The organism is Streptomyces sp. NPDC091289, assembly GCF_044757365.1.
Classification (GTDB): domain Bacteria; phylum Actinomycetota; class Actinomycetes; order Streptomycetales; family Streptomycetaceae; genus Streptomyces.
This window is the reverse complement of the sequence record NZ_JBIVUT010000003.1, coordinates 23,514-40,259: the sequence shown is the minus strand read 5'-3', so window position 1 is coordinate 40,259 and position 16,746 is coordinate 23,514. Positions and strand designations below refer to the sequence as shown.

Sequence of the window (16,746 nt, the reverse complement as noted above, 5' to 3'; positions counted from 1 at the left end):
GGTGACGGCAGGTCGCTCGGCTCCGCACGCGGGCAGCGACGAACCGCTCGGGGACTGCCCGAGCCCGGTCTTCGTCAGGAGTGGCCGCCCGCTCTAGCCGACAGGCGGCGGCAGCACAGTCAGATGCATGGTCGGCACACTAATGCGGGGCACGGCCGCCGGACAACTCGCCCTCGACGGCCTCGGCCACCACGGCGGTGCCGCCCCCGGCGGCCACGGGACCCGACGGGGGCTTCGGCGCGGCGGACTGGGCGATGAACGCACCGGTCAGGACCACGAACCCGCCGATGAGCTGCGGCGCGGAGAGGTGCTCGCCGAGGAGTACCCAGGCGAGTCCGGTCGCGATGACCGCTTCGAGGCAGGCGACGACCCCGGCCACCTGGGGCGAGAGCAGCCGGACCGAGACGACGCCGGTGGCGTACGCGAGGACCGTGGCGAGCAGCACGATCCAGCCGAGCAGCAGCCAGGCGGGGACCTCGTTGCCGTTCATGGCCGCGCTGCCGCCGAGCAGTGACCAGTCCATGCCCCAGGGGCGGGCGACGACGGTGAGGACGGCCGCGCCGACGATCAGTCCGTACGCGATGACGCCGACGGGATGCGGAGGCTCGGCGTGCCTGCCCTCGCCGCCCCGGCCCCCCTTGCCGTCCCGGCTGTCCCGGCCGTCCTGGCCGTCCTGGCCGTCCTGGCCTCCATGGTCGGAGAGAACGAAGTAGCCCACCTGGCAGCAGGCGGCGCCGAGGGCCAGCAGCAGCCCGAGGAGATCGAAACTGAGCCCGGCCCACACCTCGACGACGCAGGCGAGGCCGCCGACCGCCAGCACCACACCGAGCGCGGCGGCCCGGGTGACGGGCCTGCGCTGTACGAAGCGGACCCAGCCGAGAACCAGCGCGGGCGCCAGATACTCCACCAGGAGCGCCACTCCCACCGGAATACGGGAGATCGAGGCGAAGTAGAACGCCTGGACCCCGGCCACGGCGAACAGGCCGAATCCGGCGAGCAGGGCGGGACGTTCCCGTACGAGGTTCCGATGGCGCCAGGCGACCGGGAGCATGATGACGGCGGCGCCCGCGACACGCAGCCAGACCACGTGCAGCGGGTCGAGCCCCGCCTCGATCAGCGGCTTGGCCGCCACTCCCGAACCGCCGAACGCAAAGGCCGAGACCAGGGCGAGGCCCAGCCCGGCGCTTCTGCCCTGAAACCCCGAAGACGCGTGCATCGGCACATCATGGCAGCAGTCGACAGCACCGTCACCCTCGTGACACCTGTCGAGACGGCGCCCCCGCCGATTCACCCATGCCGTGCCGCCTCGGCCGTGAGCACGGCCACCCGGTCCGCCAGCCACCGCGCGTCCACGCCCCCGCGGGAGAGCACCTCCACCGCACGCGACTCGGCGTCGGCCGCCAGCGCGGCGAGCAGATCGAGACCGGCGGCGCGCGCCTCGCCGCGCGCCGCGGCACGGTGCAGCGCGCCCTCCATCGCGGCGAGAGCGGAGGGCGACCAGCCGTCGACGGCCGGGTCACGCACCACCGGAACGGCGCCGGAGTCCTCGACGGAGCCCTGCCAGCGGAGCCCGTAGCCGATGCTGCGCTGCACGAGATAGCCGAGCACCCTGGCCAGTTGCGGCCCGCCGTCGAAGGCCTCGCGGACTTCGGGGTCCGTCTCGATCAGCGAGTGCAGGAGGTGGGCGGTGTCGATGTGCCGGTCCCCGTCGCGCAGCGCACGCCTGCGCGCACCCGTCAGCACCGATGCCAGTTCCACGGTGAAGCGGGCATCGAGTTCGGCGTGGTTGGGTGCGAGCTGTTCAGGCATGCGCGGCGTCCGGTTTTGCACACCTCTACCCCATCAGTCCGGTGGCCGGAAGACATCCCCGGAGCGACCCATTGGGCATCCCACCGAAGTTGGGGACGCCAGAGCGGTCCGTCATCCTTGCGGATGAGATCGTGCCGAAAGGCACAACCATGTCGCCCCGGGGCGCGCGCCGCCTTGCATCGCACGCCCCCGCGGCAACCGCCGGCCCCCGCGCGTACGTCCCTCACGCCACAGCGCACACGGCGGAGACGGGAGGGGAGGAACGGGTGTTCTGGATGGTCGCTCTGCTCGCCCAGGACGGGCTGCAGTACGTCTACCGCGTGTACGCACCCGACGACGCCCTGCCCGCCGATCTCTTCTGGACGGCCTTCCACTGCCACGACGAGGGCCCCCACCCCCGCGCGTCGGACCGCTTCGACGCCGCGGTGATCTGGCGGAACCGGCAGCCCCAACAGATCTGACGGTTCATCAGTATTGAATGTTGGCGCGGCTGCCGCTACGTTCCGCGACACCGAAACCGGACGAACCAGGGGTGGTCGCATGGCTGAAGTCAGCGCCGAGGCACGCATCGAGGCACCCGCCGAGAAGGTCTGGGACCGCCTGACGGACTTCTCGTCGTACGGGGAGTGGAACGCCACCCACACCAGCTTCCCCCGGGGCGGCCCGGCCGAACTGGAGCTCGCGGCCACCTACGAGGAGAACATGAAGCTCATGGGCTTCCCGGCCGAGGTGGTCTGGACAGTCGACGAGCTGGAGAAGGGCCGCCTGCTGGCGACCCGGGGAAAGGGCCCGATGGGGGTCAATCTGGCCATGCGGTACTCGCTGACCCCGGAGGGCGACGCCACGACGATGCGCATCGACGGGGAGTTCACCGGCGCGGCGGTCTCCCTGATGGGCGGCAAGCTCAAGGACTCCGCGACGGCGGCGCTCCAGGAGTCGCTGCGCAAACTCGGCGGGCTCGTCACCCCCTGATCGCACCCGGCCGCACGGCACACGAAAGGCCCCGCGGAATCATCATCCCGCGGGGCCTTCCCCATACCCTGCTTCACGCACGGCTCAGTGCTCGTCGGCGAGGATCAGGTAGAGCTTCTTGCGCGCGTCGTTGATGACCGTCAGCGCCTTCTGCCGCTGATCGGCCGAGCCGGTCTTCCAGACCTGCCCGAACGCCTCCATCAGACCGAATCCGGCCTGCCGGATCTCGTTGACGCCCTCCCAGTCCACACCGCGCCCGACCTCCTCCCACGGAGCCTCGGGGCCGGTCTCGGCCTCGCTCCGTCCGGAGTCGGTGAGCGTGAACAGCTTCTTGCCGCCCTCGCTGGCGCTGACGATCAGACCCTCGTCCTCCAGCAGCTGGAGCGTCGGATAGACGGAGCCGGGGCTGGGCCGCCAGGCCCCGCCGCTGCGCTCGCCGATCTCCTGGATCATCTCGTAACCATGCATCGGGCGGTCCTTCAGCAGAGCCAGGATCGACGCCCGCACGTCACCGCGCCGCGCCCTCCCCCGACCGCCGCCGCCCCGACCGCGTCCGCCACCGAAGGGCCCACCACCGAACGGCGGCCCGAACGGCCCGAACGCGGCCCGACGACCGTCACCCTCGCCCCGACCGTGATGCCCGGGCCCGTAGTGCCCCGGCCCGTGCTCGTATCCATGTCCGTGTGAACGCATCTCTACGCTCCTTCCATCGTTGATCTGTCGCGATGCGTCAACGATATATCGGAAACTATCGGATGGCAATGAACGGGCCGCCATCGCCGACTGATTTGTCTCAGCGAAGGTGGGTTGCGTCTCGGCGAAGTTAGGCGGACGCGGGTCTGTCTCAGCGAAGGCGCGCCTCTTGGCTGTCCGTCTCATCGAAGGTGGGTGGGTCGCCGGTGGCTGCGGGACGCACAGAGGTGCTCCAGCCGTAGATCCAGAGGCAGATCTCGGGCGAGGATGTGCTGGTGACGGGAAGCCGAGCAGATTTGCTGATGTTGCTGCGAGAACTTGATGATCCGAATTGGCTGGAGCGGCCGCGAGAGTACGACCGCAGCGGGACCGCCGTTCTGTTCGATGGCCTGGTCAAACGACTGGAGGGCGACCTCTCGACTCAGTGCGCCACTGAGCAGGACACTCAGGACTCCAGCGAGTACGGGCGCGTCGTTGTGCCCGCAGAAGCGACAACCTGTGGGACTCGGATAGTGGTCTGCATCAGCAAGTTCGGATCACTTGCCCTCATCTGCGCAGACAACCCTGGAGCTTTCCTGGGCACGGATGAGGCTCAAGCCGAGGGGCATCTGCATTCTGATGATCTCCGCAAGGTCAGTCGGGCCTTGGACGACCTTGCCTATGCGGTTCTTCCCGAAGAACTTGTGGAGAGCGATTACGACGGACCGAGCCAACTGCCCTGGCATGTCCAGCGTCCCAGTTGGTGGCACCGCTTCTTCGGCACTTTCTGACGGTCGCGAGACACCTGGTTGCCTATGAACAAGCAGGTGTCTGCGGGCGGCCATCGGTCCCTGCCCATGGTGGCGCGTGACGTGTCCGGGCCTGATACCAGCATCGGCGTGAGCACCAGCGGCGGGCCCTGCCGGACGGTCCTCGCTCGATGGGGTTCTGGCAGTTTTCGCAGGTCAGCGGCTCGAAGTAGGTGGTCGGGCCGAGCCTCCGGTATCCCCGTTGCCGACATCGGTTTGAGCACCAGCGGCGAAGTGGCGAGGCGGAGGGTCCAGGGCGGATCGTGGTCCCGCAGAACGCGCATGCCATGGAGGGAGGTTGTTCCGGCTCAGTGGGCTGGTTCCAGCGGACAACCTGCTGCCGGCAGCGGGATGAGCAAGTGCGGCGGGAGGTGTGCGATCCGACCGGCAAGGGGCGATCGCATGCGAGGCAGACGCGCTCTGTCGGCCCTTCGCCGTCGTCGGCGGGCGGACCGCTCTGACGCATGAGGTAGGCCGTTCGGCGGCAGAGCGAGGAACACAGTCGGTGACGCTGGCCGAACTGGATCTTCATCGGCTTCTGGCAGATCCCGCATGGGGCCTTGGTGTAGCGCTTACGGGAGATGCGCATGCGGCAGCGGGCCGAGCAGCGGAAGGCCCGCCGGCCGAACGCGCTGGAGGGCGGAAGGTCGGTGCCGCATTCTCTGCACTGTCTCGTCTCCAGCGTCACTCGCAGGAAGTCGGGGTCGCGGCCGGTGACGGCGGCGAGGCGGCCCCATGAGGGTGTGCCGCGGTGCAGCGGCGGCTTGGCGAGGAACTTCCGCAGGTAGGCGGGTGGCAGCTGGTTCGCGTGGGCCAGGCGGGTAATGAAAGACGGGCCCCCTTCACCGGCGATGGGGCGGATCTGGAAGGGGAGCCGGGCGACCGCCAGATCGTCCTCAGTGGTCATTCCCCGGGTTCCGGTGTCGAGGGACCCTTTGGGCGCCTGCGTCGTGAGGCGATGTCGAGGTCGACCGCCATCAGACCGGCTTTGGTGATCTTCTGCGTGCCGGTGAGGATGGCGTCGACGGCCGCTCCGCGGATCTGGTGGGAGAGGGTGCCGATCATGCCGCCGGTCCGGGTGTGGATGAAGCGGTCCAGGCGGGTCAGCGTGCCTGGCTTGTGCTGGTCCAGCAGCAGGTTGGCTTCCATCTGCGCGACCAAGGCCTTCCATTCCGCGTTGTAGGGGAACGGGTGGGTGGCCACCGAGGTGAAGCGTCCGGCGATCTGGTCACCGCGGGTGCCCGAGAGCAGGTCGCCTTCCTCGATGTCGATGCCCGCGTAGGCGAAGGTCGCCGGGATCCGCTCGGAGAAGTACTTCAGGGTGTCCGAAGCCTCGGCGCCGTGGCGGGTTTGCAGGGAGATGTTGTGGATCTCGTCGACCAGCACCAGGCCGGTGCGGGCCTTGGTGCAGACTCCGACCACGGCCTCGATCAGGTCGGTGATATTCGAACTGCGCAGGACCGGCAGGCCGAGGAATCGGGCGAACTCAGCGGCGATCATGCGGGGTGTCGCGGCCGGCGGGACTGTGATGTAGATGACCGGTATGCGTTCGTCCTGTCCCGGGTGGCGGCGCCGGTCCACGAGTTCGTGGGCCAGGCCGAGCTGGGTGAGCGCGATGGTCTTGCCGGTGTTGGCCGGGCCGGAGACGATCAGGCCGCGGCGGGCACTGATCGAACCCCGGTTCAAGATGATGAGGCGGCGGCCGCAGGTGACGGTGTGCCGGACGGTGGAGGTGGCGACCACTTGAAGGCGGGCGTGGTGGTCGAGCCGGTCCTCGTCGTAGGCGTACTTGTCCTCTTTGGTGAGCGCGTCGTACTCAGCCTGGGAGAGCCGGACCATCGGCTCGCGGGTCAACGATGCGACGAACTCGCGCCAGCCGGTCCGGAGGGTCAGGTAGCGGCCGAAGTCCTCGTGCGGATTGTCCGGAAGTGTTGTCACGATCGTCTCCAGGGGTCCTCGAGCGGGTCGAATAGTCCCAGCGGGATCACTTCGGCCAGCGTCTCCTCGTCCTCCACCGGTCCCTCGGAGGCGAGTTCTTCCAGTGGTTCGGGCTGCGGCGGTGGCGCCGTCGGCGCAGTGGCTCTGGTCCTGGCGGCGATCCGGCGGTCGTTCTTGGACGGCTTGTCTTTCTTGCTGCCCTTGGTCGCCGGGACGGGACCGGCGTGGGCGCGGGTCAGCAGGGCGGCGACCGCCTCTGCGAGTTCTTCCTCGGTGGCCTTGGGCAGTTGGTGGCTGATGTGGTCCCAGGCCAGGTCGCCGAAGGGGACCGGGGACCGGTTCAGGTACTTCCAGGTCGCCTGGACCCAGACACCGTCGCCTCCGTGATCACGGACCCAGACGCGGGAGGCGTCGTAGGGGTCGCGGTGGACCTCCCAGAGTCCGCGTTTGGCGGCGACGCCGGAACCTTGTCGGCGCATCGGACCCAGCTCGGGGCTGTCGTAGGTGCGGTTGTTGATCCGGATGCCGTAGGCGTTGACGGCCCGCCAGGCTGCTGGCAGGAGCTCGATGTAGTCCTGGCCGCTGAGGGCGACCGGGACGTAGCCGCAGGACTCGACCAGAGCGGCGTACTTCTGGTTCGGCGTGAACAGCCGGCCTGGGTGGTCAGGGTCGCGCAGGCCCTCGTGGGGCCGGTTCTGCCAGTGGGCAACGATCCACTCGTCAAGCAGGTCCTGGAGCTCGGGCAGCGGCCACAGGTTCTCCTGCTCGGGGCGTCGGCCGCGATGGTCGGTGTTGCGGCCGGTGTACCCCGGTAGGAACTGAGTGAACAGGGTGGCGATCGAGCCCAGCATCTTCTCGATGTGACCCTTCTCGAAGGGCGCCCCTTTGTGTGTGGGCTGGAAGTCGATCTCCAGGAACCGGCAGGAGGCCCGGAAGTTCTGGGAGATGAACACCTTGCCGTGGTCGCAGACGATCGCCTCGGGAACGATCACTGGTTTGGCTGCGGCGTGTTCCAGGCGTTCGTCCAAGGGCAGCAGGCGGCGGTGCGGCAGCACGGACCAGGACATCTTGAGTGCATCGACCCAGCCTGGCCGCATCAGCTCCGGGGTGACGGTGCGGGCCAGTAGCACGCTGGCATCCACCGATTTGGTGGAGGGACGCAGCACGGCCGCCGACAGAGTCCTGGTCGCAACGTCGATCATGGCGGTCAGCTCGACCTTGCCGATCACGCCGTTGTCCAGCCGGACCATGACGTCCAGAGGGGTGGAGTCGATCTGGACGACCTCGCCCGGCGCGGACACCGTCAGTTCCCCGAACGGTGCGGTCGCTCCGTGGGCCTTCGAGCGGCGGGTGGCCGCCGATCCGGTGGTGTGAGTGCCGGTCGCGAGTTTCGCCAGCAGACGGTAGAGGTGGGTCTGGACGGCCACGCAGGCTCTGGGCCGTCGTCTTCCCGGTGTGACTGCCGCAGGATCTCGCTCGTTCGCCAGATGAGGTAGGCGCCGTTCCTGGTCGAGGTGTCGACGGCCTCCTTGATCGCCTGACGCATCGCGTCGACGACGGCTGGATCCACTGTCCCGTACTCCGGCCGTTTGCGGACCGGACGATGGTCCGCCAGCCCGACGAGGCCGTCCGTCGCATAGCGGCGCCGCCAGTTGCCGATCGTCTTGGCAGCCACCGTGTAGCCGGCTTCGGTCAGTTCGGCTGCCTTCTGCCTCTGTAGCGAGGTCACTGACGTCCCCGGGCCGTAGCCAGGGCGTGGAGCAGTTCCCGGCTCCGCGTCCGGCGGTAGCCCGTGGATGACCTCCAGAATGTGGCCCTCCACCCACAATGCCTGTTTCACGGTCTCCGACGGGAAGGTCTCCAGAAGCCCGGACGCGGGCAGCGGCATCCGCTCCGGGCGGAACAGCACCTCGAATCCGTCCGCCTCGAACAGATCGATCAGGGCCACTACCCGGTGGGACTCCTCGGCGTCCTCCAGGACCACGGCCTGGGCCGTGATCTGCAGGACACCTCTCACCTGCCCGTCGAACCGAACCCTCTCCCCGACCGCCAGAGCCGGTGGGCGCCTCAGCCTGCCCACTGCCTGGCTCCCTTCGCCCAGACCAGGCTGTCGGTCTCCATCAGCCCTCCCACCAGGTCTGTCTCCAGGACTCCGGACCACAGCAGGTGGAACAGCACCGGCAGGACCTGCAACCGGTCGCCCGCCAGCTCGGCCCCTTGCCACATCACCTTCGGCTCGCCGAACACGTCCAGGAGCCGGTCCGCGATCGCGGCCGGGCTCCCGGACCGAGCCCGGCGATACCGGGCCAGCCAGCGGACGTTCGCCATGAACACCGAATCGGGCCTGCCCGCCCACTCGAACTCCCACCCCGCCTTCGAACAGGCGCGTTCGGTGGCAGCGAATGCCTCATGCGTCCTGTCATCCATGTCGTCCTCGGCTCGGACGTCCACGATTCGGACCCGCCCGTCAGCCAGCCGAACGAAGTAGTCAGGGGCGTGACGACGCTTCCCCTCCGCAGTGTTCCAGTGCAGCCAGAACGGCTGAGAGATGATCGCCGCGACCTGCGGATCACGGTCGGACAAGATCAGCCGATCGCGCTCCAACCACGACTCGAACCCACGTGATCATGAACAGTCACCGAGTAGTACCACCCCGCGAACCCCAGACCGCCCTTGCGCCAGCTGAACTCCCGAACCGGCTCAACATCCTCGAAGCGTGTGTCCCAGCTCGCTCCCAGCGCATGCCGGACGCTCGTACCGTTCAGAGAAAATTCCAGCTCAAAGCCCTCAAGCTCAGCAGCAGCCAACGCACCAACCGGTGCCCCCACGACGCCCCCACCAGATCAGACACCGATCGGCCCAACTTCGGTGAAACTAACGGGCACCCGGCCTTCTTCGCTGAGAAACAGCCCACCTTCACTGAGACGGGTCAACCGAGTCGTCCCTGACGCGGTAGCCCTGACCTGCGACGAGGAATCTTGAGTGGCGAAGTGACCGTGACTCACGGGTACGACCATTCGGAGATGCGGAGAGTTCTCGCCAGTGGATCTTGCTGAATCGTGAGAATGTTTGGCGAGTGCTGTCGGCGTACACGGCGAAGTCCCAGGCAGGTACACGCGAACATGCTCACCGCGCCGCACACTATGACAATCCAAGGCCCCGCTTTGGCCGGCGAAGCCAGGCCCGTCGTCCTACGCCTCCGGCGGTATGGCTGGCGCGGGAAGGTCGACAACGCGGGCGAGGGCGGCTGTGACGGGAGCGCAGTTGCCGGGCAGGTTCCTGGAGGCCCAATCGGCGGCCAACGCTAGGAAGTCGGCCAGGTCGCGCTCGGCACCGGCGAGCAGGTTGTGGAGCTCAGAGACGGACACCTCGATCACCGGACTGTCGCTCTGCTCGGCGTTGACAGTGAGCCGGACGGTGTTGCCGAAGCGCTCCGCAACTGGTGACACGGGGTCGTGGCCGAAACCGAGCAGACTGCCGTCGTCGATGAACTGGTGCCAGTCGCGCCAGTCCTCCAGTCCATCACAGCAGCCAGGTAGGAAGGTGACGCCTGTGGAGTTGTCGGTGACCCGCAGGCCGCCGGCGGCGAAGAGGTTGTCGAACGTCAGGAGTCCGTGAAGGAATGAGTCAAGTGCGTCGGCCGGACGAGGCGGGCGGTCGCCGTCGGGGTCGACGTCATTGCAACTGGCGATGCGCATCACCGCCGATCCGACCTCAGCGGGTGACAGCTCACCACTGAGGGGCAGAAAGCCAAACGACTCGACCTCGGCGACAGGCCAGAGGTCGAAGCCGTCGGGTGCGTACATCTCCAGGACGGGCTGCATCTCGATCACCCGGCGAAGTGTTCCGCATCCCGCGCCTGCATCGCCTCCCGATTACGCCGAGCACCCCTCATCTCGGCCAAGGGAGCTGTGCTCTTTCGTACCGTACTGAGCAGGTACGGGTGTTCACCAACAAGTGCTGCTGCGGCGAGTTCGATGGCGTCGGGGTAGATCGCGGCGTGTGTGTAGGTATCGAGGTCGGTCGGGATACCGCGATGGTGATGGTGGGTCTGTAGTGCGAGGAGCCGGAATCTCCAGTGGGGCGGGACTGCGGCTGGGGAGGCCGCCCAGGGTGGGACGGCTTCGATCGCGGTTTGGTGGGCGAGGGTGAGTTGCTGGGTGTGAAGCGGCGTAGGAGGCGGTTCATCCGGCGCTGGGCGGTGGTGATCTCGGGGCATATGGAGAGGTCGAGGTGGGGTTCTCCGAGATCGCTGAGCCAGATTCCGTGCCGTGTGCAGACCTTGTGGTGAATCGCAAGGTGGACGGGAACGGGCTCGCGGATGCCGAGAGACGGGCCGTGCACCGGTGGCAGGCGGTCGTGGCCCTGACGGGGCTCTCGTCGGTGCCGAAGGCGGGGAGCGCGCGAGCCAGGCCGGCGGGTGTGGTGCTGGTGAGGTGAGCGAGTTCGTGCAGGGCCTGGGCGGCTGCTGGGGCGAGCCTGTGGTGCTGGGCTCGGTCGTCGAGGTCGTTGGTCTTCGTGGAGAACCAGGTGGGCAGTACTGCCAGTACCTCGGTGACGGTGAGGTGGTTGGTGTCCTGTCGCACTGAAGATTGAGCGTTCTCACTGAACCTTGGTGACCGGCAGGTTTGTCTCATTCAAGTTTGAGCGGCGAACGCTTCTGGGCGCGGGGGTTGTAGTGACGTCCTCCATCAGCCTGGTGAACGCGGACCGTGGGCCGGCCTGGTCTCACGACTCCTCACTCGCGGACCTAGCGGTTCCGCCTGCTGCCGAAGGTGACCGGGAAGCCTGCTCCTGTTGCAGGACTGGCCACCGCGTCCCACCGCAACGGAACCGGACCCCGGCCTGGGCCTGGCGTGTGCAGCAGCGGGCGTGCCAAGATCCCTCGGTGATCGAGACCGCTGCCCACTTCGTCCAGCTGACCGCCCCGGAGCAGGTATCCGCTTCTCTCGTCGAGGAGCTGGCGTCCTGCTGGGTCGAGGTGACCAATGCCGGGGGCGCCGCAGGCTTCCCGTTCCCTCCCGTGGACCTTGCGCAGACGGCGTCGGCCGTCGAGGCGATCGTGGAGGCCCTGGCGCCGGAGACGAACCGGCTGCTCCTCGTTCACGTCGAGGGGGAGCTGGCGGGCTGGCTGAATGTGCGCCGCGATCCATTCGAACTCGTACAGCACTGGGGGACCGTGCACCACGTGCAGACGCGCCCTGCGGTACGTGGCCGCGGACTCGGAATGCAGTTGATGCGGGAGGTTCGCACCCTTGCTCGCAAGGAGATGGGCTTGGAGCAGCTCCATCTCGCCGCCCGCGCAGGGGTGGGGCTGGAGGAGTTCTACGGACGGCTCGGTTGGAAGGAGATCGGACGCTGGCCCGGGGCTCTGCGGCTCGGTCCGGACGATGACCGTGACGAGGTGCTCATGCTGCTGTCCCCGTTGTGAATCGCCGCCGCGGTGCTCCTGTGCGCGGCGCACGTACGTGCCCTCACGCGGCATGGAGATGGTCTGCCCGGGGGGCGTGGTGGTGGCGAAAGCCGCCGGGGGCGAGCACGGCGTCCGCCAGGTGGGGGTGTGTCGCGGGCAGATTGGCGTGGACGTGCGCGTCCTCGCTGCGTGCAACCGCCGCCGGGGCTTCTGCGGAGTCGGCGGGCCAGGAGCGGACGGCGAGGACCGCAGCGGCGAGCGCGACGGCGGTCAGGGCCAGCACGGCCGCTTGGAGGCCGACGGCGGCGCCGAGCCATCCGGCGAGTGGGTAGGTGGCGAGCCAGCAGGCGTGTGAGAGGGAGAAGTGCGCCGCGAAGGCGGCCGTGCGGTGCTCGGGGGACGTGTACTGCCTGATGATCTTCCCGACCGGGGTCAGGACCAGAGAGCCGGCAGCGCCGAACGCGGCCCAGATCGTGAGCAGGGCGGGCCAGCGCCAGTCTCCGGTGCCTGCTGCGGTGATCAGGGCGGCTCCTGCGAAGACGCCCGGAAGGGCGAGAACCCCGGTGAGCATTACCCTTCGGTCAGGAACGTGCTTCAGGAGGCGGGGGAGGAACAGGGCCACAATCATGGAGCCGCCGCCGTAAGCGCCAAGCGCGAGGGCCACGTCGCCCGCCGCCAGAGTCAGGTGACCGCGCACGTAGATGACGGTGTTGACCAGGACGAGCGCGCCGCCCGCCGCGACCGCGAGATCCATCCAGAGCAGGGAACTCAGCGCGGGCGCCCCGAGGAGAAGTCGGATCCCCGCCGTCACCCTGCCCTGGACTCCTTCCTGGTGCCGCGTGCCGGCCGCCGCAGCGCGCTTGGGCAAAACGGCGGAGAGGACCAGGATCGCGGAGGCCGCGAATCCCATCGCGGTCCCCAGGAACAGCCAGTTGTACGTCGTGACTGTCAGCAGTGCCGCAGCGAGGGCCGGGCTGAAGAGGCTTTCGGTGTCGTAGGCCAACCGCGACAGCGAAAGAGCGTGGGTGTAGTCGCGCTCGTCAGGCAGAACGTCGGGGACGACAGCCAGGAACGCCGGCATGAACGCGGCCGAGGCCGCCTGCAGGACGAAAACAAGCACGTAGACCTGCCAGACCTGATCCACAAACGGCAGAGCGAGCGCCACACCCCCGCGCACGACGTCCGACCAGACCATGACGGCCCGGCGCGGCACCCGCTCGGCCAGCGCGGCGATCACCGGCGCCAGGCCCACGTAAGCCACCATCTTGATGGCCAGCGCCGTACCGAGCACCGATCCCGCGCGCGGTCCGGCGATGTCGTAAGCGAGCAGTCCGAGAGCGACCGTGGCCAGCCCGGTGCCGGCCAGGGCAACGACGTGTGCGGTGAACAAGTGCCGGTAGACGCGGTTGCGCAACACTGTGAGCATGCGGATCCCCCTCGCTGCGAGGAACGCCCCCGCCTCCCGAACATACCAATCATGTGCGCAGGTATGCACATATTGACGGGATGGGTGGCCGCGCAAGACCGAGCGCGGCCTAGGTGTAGTGATCACGAGCGTTGTTAACGCTGGTGGGGCTTGATCATGGCGAAGGCCCCCGTGTGTGGTGGAGGTGTCGAATCTTCACCGCACGGAGGCCCTCGTGTCCCACCGTAATGCCCGCCTGACGGTTCACGGCAGGCGGATTCCGGTCGAACGCGTCCAGTCCGGCCGCCCTCTCGCGCACGTCGCGGCCGAGATGGGCATATCCCGGCCCACCGCCCACAAGTGGGTTCGTCGCTGGAGGACCGAGGGCGAAGCCGGTCTGGCCGACCGCCCGAGCAGGCCGCACACGACCCCGCACCGCACGCCTGCCACGATCGAGGCCGTGGTCTGCCGTCTTCGGGCCGACCGGAAGCTCGGGCCGGCCCGGATCGGCCCGATCCTGGGCCTGCCGGCCTCGACAGTCCACCGGATCCTGGTCCGCCACGGACTGAACCGCCTGGCCTGGCTGGACCGACCCACCGGCCAGCCGGTCCGCCGCTACGAGCGGGACAGGCCCGGCGAGCTGATCCACGTCGACATCAAGAAGCTCGGCAACATCCCCGACGGCGGCGGCCACAGGATCATGGACCGCCGCCGGGCCATGGACAACAAGATCGCCACCACCGTCGCACGCAAGAGTTCCCATCCGGTGATCGGCTACAGCTACATCCACTCCGCCGTCGACGACCATTCCCGCCTGGCCTACAGCGAAGCCCTCACCGACGAACGCCAGCACACCGCCATCGCCTTCTGGCAGCGGGCCCAGACGTTCTTCACCGCCCACGGCATCACCGTCGAACGAGTCCTGACCGACAACGGCTCCTGCTACAAGTCCAAACTCTTCACCCAAGCCCTGACCACGGCCGGCATCGCCCACAAGAAGATCCGGCCCTACCGGCCACAGACGAACGGCAAGGTCGAACGCTTCAACCGCACGCTCCTGGAGGAATGGGCCTACCTCCGGCCCTACACCTCCAACACCGAACGCACAGCAGCCCTGGCAGACTTCCTCCACACCTACAACCACCACCGCAGCCACACCGCACTCAACGGCCAACCACCCATCACCCGCGTCAACAACCCTCCGGGCCAATACACCTAGGGTGTGGGAATGTCCATCAGCAAGCAACCTTCACCTGCGTCATCTGCGCACCAGCAAGCAGTTGACGAGAGGCGGCTGTCCGAGGCCGCCGGGGTGTTCGCGCTACTCGCGGACTCCACCCGCCTGCACCTGCTGTGGCTGCTCGCCCAGGAAGAGGCCGACGTCGGCACCCTCAGCGAGCGCTGCGCCGCATCACGGACCGGGGTGAGCCAGCACCTGGCGAAACTGCGACTGGCCGGGTTGGTCGACACGCGCCGCGAGGGACGACACGTCGTCTACCGACTGACGGACGGGCACCTGCGCCGACTCGTCATCGAGGCCCTCAGTCACGCCGATCACCGCGTCACCGGCGCCGCCGCCCACGACTGACTCCCGCCGCCGCTCAAACTTCAGTGAGATCGCTCAACGTTCAATGCGACAGGACACCGACGGCGGGGCGGCGGAAGGGTTGGTGTGCGGGACCGGCGGAACCGGGTAACGTCTTTGTCATTCCAGACGCCGATCTACGCGTGCGAGCGTGATGGGCCGCCGCTGACGTCCTTCGACGTCGCCGCCCGTCCCCCACCGATGAATCCGTAGATCACTTCACTTCATTACCGGGAGAACCCGTGACCGTGAGCAAGAACATCAACAACCCCGTGGGCCAGGGCGGCGGCCAGCGCAAGCGGCTGTCCCGCGCCGAACGGCAGAACAACGGCCCGCACCGCAACCGCGACCGCCAGGGTGCGGCCGACCAGAAGGCGGAGCTCGTGCGCAAGATGCGCGAGAAGGCAGCCGCAGACGCGGGCGCGGCCGAGAGCGCCGGGCAGCCGGGGGACGACACCGCACAGAGCTGACGCACCGCCGCCGCGGGGCGGCACCGCACGGCAGCAGGGCCCGGACCGCGACGCGCGGTCCGGGCCCTGCTGCCGTGATCCTGTCCGGCCGGGCAGCTCACTCAGGGCGCGTCTCCGTAGCGGGCCGCGAGCGTCGCGGCGCGGTCGCGCAGGGCGCTGCGCAGGGACTGCGGGGCCAGGGCCTCCACATCCGTGCCGAGCCGCCACAGCGCCCATTCGGCGTGCCGTGAATCCTGGAAGGTGACCTCCAGCCGCGGTCGGCCGTCCGCGTCGACGCCTTCCGCGCGGACGGTCAGCACGGTGTCCAGCAGCTCCTCCCGCCGCGCCGGGTCCACCCGTACCAGCACGGTGATGTGGTCCTCGGAGAGGAACCGCGCGGAACGTTCCCGCCAGATCCGGTCCAGATCGACCCGGTCCGGCCGCTGTGCCGTTTCGGGGAGCTCCTCGGCGGCCAGCACGCGCGACAGACGGTAGGTGCGGTCCGCGCCGGCTCTCGTCGCCAGCAGATACCCCCGGTCCCGTACGGTGACCAGGCCGATCGGGTCCACCGTGCGCCACTGCGGCGGCTGGCCCGTGGCCGCGTAGTGGATGCGCAGCTTGTGTCCGGCGAGCACGGCGCGACGGACCTCGATCATGGCGGCGCCGGGCACCTCGTCGGCGACGGCCCGGCGTGGGAGCAGGTCGGTCTCCGGGTCGACGAGAAACCGTCGGGCCCCGTCGCTCGCGGTGGCCTGATGGCTTTCGGGCAGCGCGTCGACCACCTTCCGCATGGCCGAGGCGAGCGCGGACCCGAGGCCGAACACCTGCTCCCCGCGCCCTGATCCGGCGGCCAGCAGGGCGAGGGCCTCGTCGTGATTCAGCCCGGTGAGCTCGGTCCGGAAGCCGGGCAGCAGAGCGAAGCCGCCGTGCCGGCCGCGTTCGGCGAAGACCGGGACCCCGACGACGGACAGCGCCTCGATGTCGCGCAGCACGGTACGGGTGGAGACCTCCAGCTCACGGGCCAGCGTGGCCGCGGACAGCCGGCCGCGCTGACGCAACAGCAGGACCAGCGAGACCAATCGGTCGGCGCGCATGCGGGAACGGTAGCGAAATACATGACCAAGGGTGTCGTCATTTGTTGGCAGGCTCCCCAGCACGACATCGAAGCCGGCGACGGCCGAGCCGATGGACGTACGTACTCCCCTTGTACCGAATGAATCGAATGGAGCTGAAGTGGCCATGGAACGAACAGCCGTCAACCCGGTGACGTGGTCGGTGGACCTGGGGTTCAACCAGGGTGAAGTGGTCTCCGGGCAGGAACGGACCCTGTACATCTCGGGGCAGACCGCGATGAGCGCCGAAGGCAAGCCCCAGCACGACGGCGACATGGCGGCGCAGTTGACGCTGAGCGTCGACAACCTGGAGGCCGTGCTCGGCGAGGCCGGCATGTCCCTCGCGAACCTGGTCCGCCTCAACGTCTACACGACCGACGTCGATCTGCTTTTCCAGCACTACGGGGCGTTGGCGGGGCGGCTGGGCGCGGCCGGGGTGGCGCCGGCCAGCACCATGCTCGGGGTGACGCGACTGGCGGTCCCCGGCCAGCTGGTCGAACTCGAGGGCACCGCCGTCGCGTGATGCGGCCTCCCCGTAATCGCCTTTCGCCCCCGCCCGCCGAGCGCTAGCGTTCCGTGCGA

The 16,746-nt window shown here is 68.6% G+C and carries 18 protein-coding genes; 8 read left to right on the top strand and 10 right to left on the bottom strand.

Annotated features, from left to right (window positions below; genetic code table 11):
* Nucleotides 1–139: 139 nt before the first annotated feature.
* Entirely contained in the window at nt 140–1,216 is a 1,077-nt protein-coding gene (locus ACIQPT_RS04350) for an EamA family transporter (protein WP_401152619.1), read from the bottom strand.
* Between the two features lie 71 nt (nt 1,217–1,287).
* On the bottom strand, nt 1,288–1,830 hold the full coding sequence (locus tag ACIQPT_RS04345) for a Clp protease N-terminal domain-containing protein (RefSeq protein ID WP_401152618.1): 543 nt from the start codon (nt 1,828–1,830) through the stop codon (nt 1,288–1,290).
* Between the two features lie 245 nt (nt 1,831–2,075).
* Between ACIQPT_RS04345 and ACIQPT_RS04340 the strand changes: the two genes are divergently transcribed.
* Nucleotides 2,076–2,270, top strand: a complete 195-nt coding sequence (locus tag ACIQPT_RS04340) for a hypothetical protein (protein ID WP_007455626.1) — start codon at nt 2,076–2,078, stop codon at nt 2,268–2,270.
* A gap of 79 nt (nt 2,271–2,349) precedes the next feature.
* Entirely contained in the window at nt 2,350–2,781 is a 432-nt protein-coding gene (locus ACIQPT_RS04335) for an SRPBCC family protein (RefSeq protein WP_401152616.1), read from the top strand.
* An 84-nt stretch (nt 2,782–2,865) separates the two neighbouring features.
* Here ACIQPT_RS04335 and ACIQPT_RS04330 read toward each other — a convergent pair whose 3' ends face one another.
* Entirely contained in the window at nt 2,866–3,474 is a 609-nt protein-coding gene (locus ACIQPT_RS04330) for a PadR family transcriptional regulator (protein WP_401152614.1), read from the bottom strand.
* A 275-nt stretch (nt 3,475–3,749) separates the two neighbouring features.
* Between ACIQPT_RS04330 and ACIQPT_RS04325 the strand changes: the two genes are divergently transcribed.
* The gene (locus ACIQPT_RS04325; protein WP_401152613.1) at nt 3,750–4,244 is read left to right on the top strand and encodes a hypothetical protein; all 495 of its coding nucleotides are present in this window, start codon (nt 3,750–3,752) and stop codon (nt 4,242–4,244) included.
* 921 nt (nt 4,245–5,165) lie between these two features.
* Here ACIQPT_RS04325 and ACIQPT_RS04320 read toward each other — a convergent pair.
* The 5 genes from ACIQPT_RS04320 to ACIQPT_RS04300 form a co-directional block, all read right to left on the bottom strand.
* Nucleotides 5,166–6,200 carry a TniB family NTP-binding protein gene (locus ACIQPT_RS04320; protein ID WP_401152612.1) on the bottom strand — a complete coding sequence of 345 codons (1,035 nt, stop codon included), beginning with the start codon at nt 6,198–6,200 and terminating at the stop codon, nt 5,166–5,168.
* Nucleotides 6,197–7,051: a Mu transposase C-terminal domain-containing protein gene (locus ACIQPT_RS04315; protein ID WP_401153054.1), complete on the bottom strand. Its 855-nt coding sequence runs from the start codon at nt 7,049–7,051 to the stop codon at nt 6,197–6,199. Before ACIQPT_RS04315 ends, ACIQPT_RS04320 begins: the two co-directional genes overlap by 4 nt.
* A gap of 452 nt (nt 7,052–7,503) precedes the next feature.
* The gene (locus tag ACIQPT_RS04310; RefSeq protein WP_401152610.1) at nt 7,504–8,148 is read right to left on the bottom strand and encodes a helix-turn-helix domain-containing protein; all 645 of its coding nucleotides are present in this window, start codon (nt 8,146–8,148) and stop codon (nt 7,504–7,506) included.
* Nucleotides 8,149–8,267: 119 nt separating this feature from the next.
* Nucleotides 8,268–8,783: a TnsA-like heteromeric transposase endonuclease subunit gene (locus ACIQPT_RS04305; RefSeq protein ID WP_401153053.1), complete on the bottom strand. Its 516-nt coding sequence runs from the start codon at nt 8,781–8,783 to the stop codon at nt 8,268–8,270.
* Nucleotides 8,784–9,391: 608 nt separating this feature from the next.
* The gene (locus tag ACIQPT_RS04300) at nt 9,392–10,024 is read right to left on the bottom strand and encodes a hypothetical protein (RefSeq protein ID WP_401153051.1); all 633 of its coding nucleotides are present in this window, start codon (nt 10,022–10,024) and stop codon (nt 9,392–9,394) included.
* Between the two features lie 1,064 nt (nt 10,025–11,088).
* Between ACIQPT_RS04300 and ACIQPT_RS04295 the strand changes: the two genes are divergently transcribed.
* Entirely contained in the window at nt 11,089–11,631 is a 543-nt protein-coding gene (locus ACIQPT_RS04295; RefSeq protein ID WP_401152608.1) for a GNAT family N-acetyltransferase, read from the top strand.
* Nucleotides 11,632–11,674: 43 nt separating this feature from the next.
* On the opposite strand, the gene ACIQPT_RS04290 is transcribed toward ACIQPT_RS04295, so the two are convergent.
* Nucleotides 11,675–13,039 carry an MFS transporter gene (locus tag ACIQPT_RS04290; RefSeq protein ID WP_401152606.1) on the bottom strand — a complete coding sequence of 455 codons (1,365 nt, stop codon included), beginning with the start codon at nt 13,037–13,039 and terminating at the stop codon, nt 11,675–11,677.
* A gap of 214 nt (nt 13,040–13,253) precedes the next feature.
* Between ACIQPT_RS04290 and ACIQPT_RS04285 the strand changes: the two genes are divergently transcribed.
* The 3 genes from ACIQPT_RS04285 (at nt 13,254) to ACIQPT_RS04275 (ending at nt 15,073) form a co-directional block, all read left to right on the top strand.
* Nucleotides 13,254–14,237, top strand: coding sequence for an IS481 family transposase (locus tag ACIQPT_RS04285; protein WP_401152605.1), 984 nt, complete (start codon nt 13,254–13,256; stop codon nt 14,235–14,237).
* A gap of 9 nt (nt 14,238–14,246) precedes the next feature.
* Entirely contained in the window at nt 14,247–14,606 is a 360-nt protein-coding gene (locus ACIQPT_RS04280; RefSeq protein ID WP_401152603.1) for an ArsR/SmtB family transcription factor, read from the top strand.
* A 239-nt stretch (nt 14,607–14,845) separates the two neighbouring features.
* The gene (locus ACIQPT_RS04275; protein WP_401152602.1) at nt 14,846–15,073 is read left to right on the top strand and encodes a DUF6243 family protein; all 228 of its coding nucleotides are present in this window, start codon (nt 14,846–14,848) and stop codon (nt 15,071–15,073) included.
* Between the two features lie 101 nt (nt 15,074–15,174).
* Here the strand turns inward: ACIQPT_RS04275 and ACIQPT_RS04270 are convergent, their stop codons facing one another.
* Nucleotides 15,175–16,146, bottom strand: a complete 972-nt coding sequence (locus ACIQPT_RS04270; protein WP_401152601.1) for a helix-turn-helix transcriptional regulator — start codon at nt 16,144–16,146, stop codon at nt 15,175–15,177.
* A 145-nt stretch (nt 16,147–16,291) separates the two neighbouring features.
* On the opposite strand from ACIQPT_RS04270, the gene ACIQPT_RS04265 reads away from it, so the two are divergent.
* On the top strand, nt 16,292–16,687 hold the full coding sequence (locus ACIQPT_RS04265; protein WP_401152599.1) for a RidA family protein: 396 nt from the start codon (nt 16,292–16,294) through the stop codon (nt 16,685–16,687).
* The last annotated feature ends 59 nt before the right edge of the window (nt 16,688–16,746 follow it).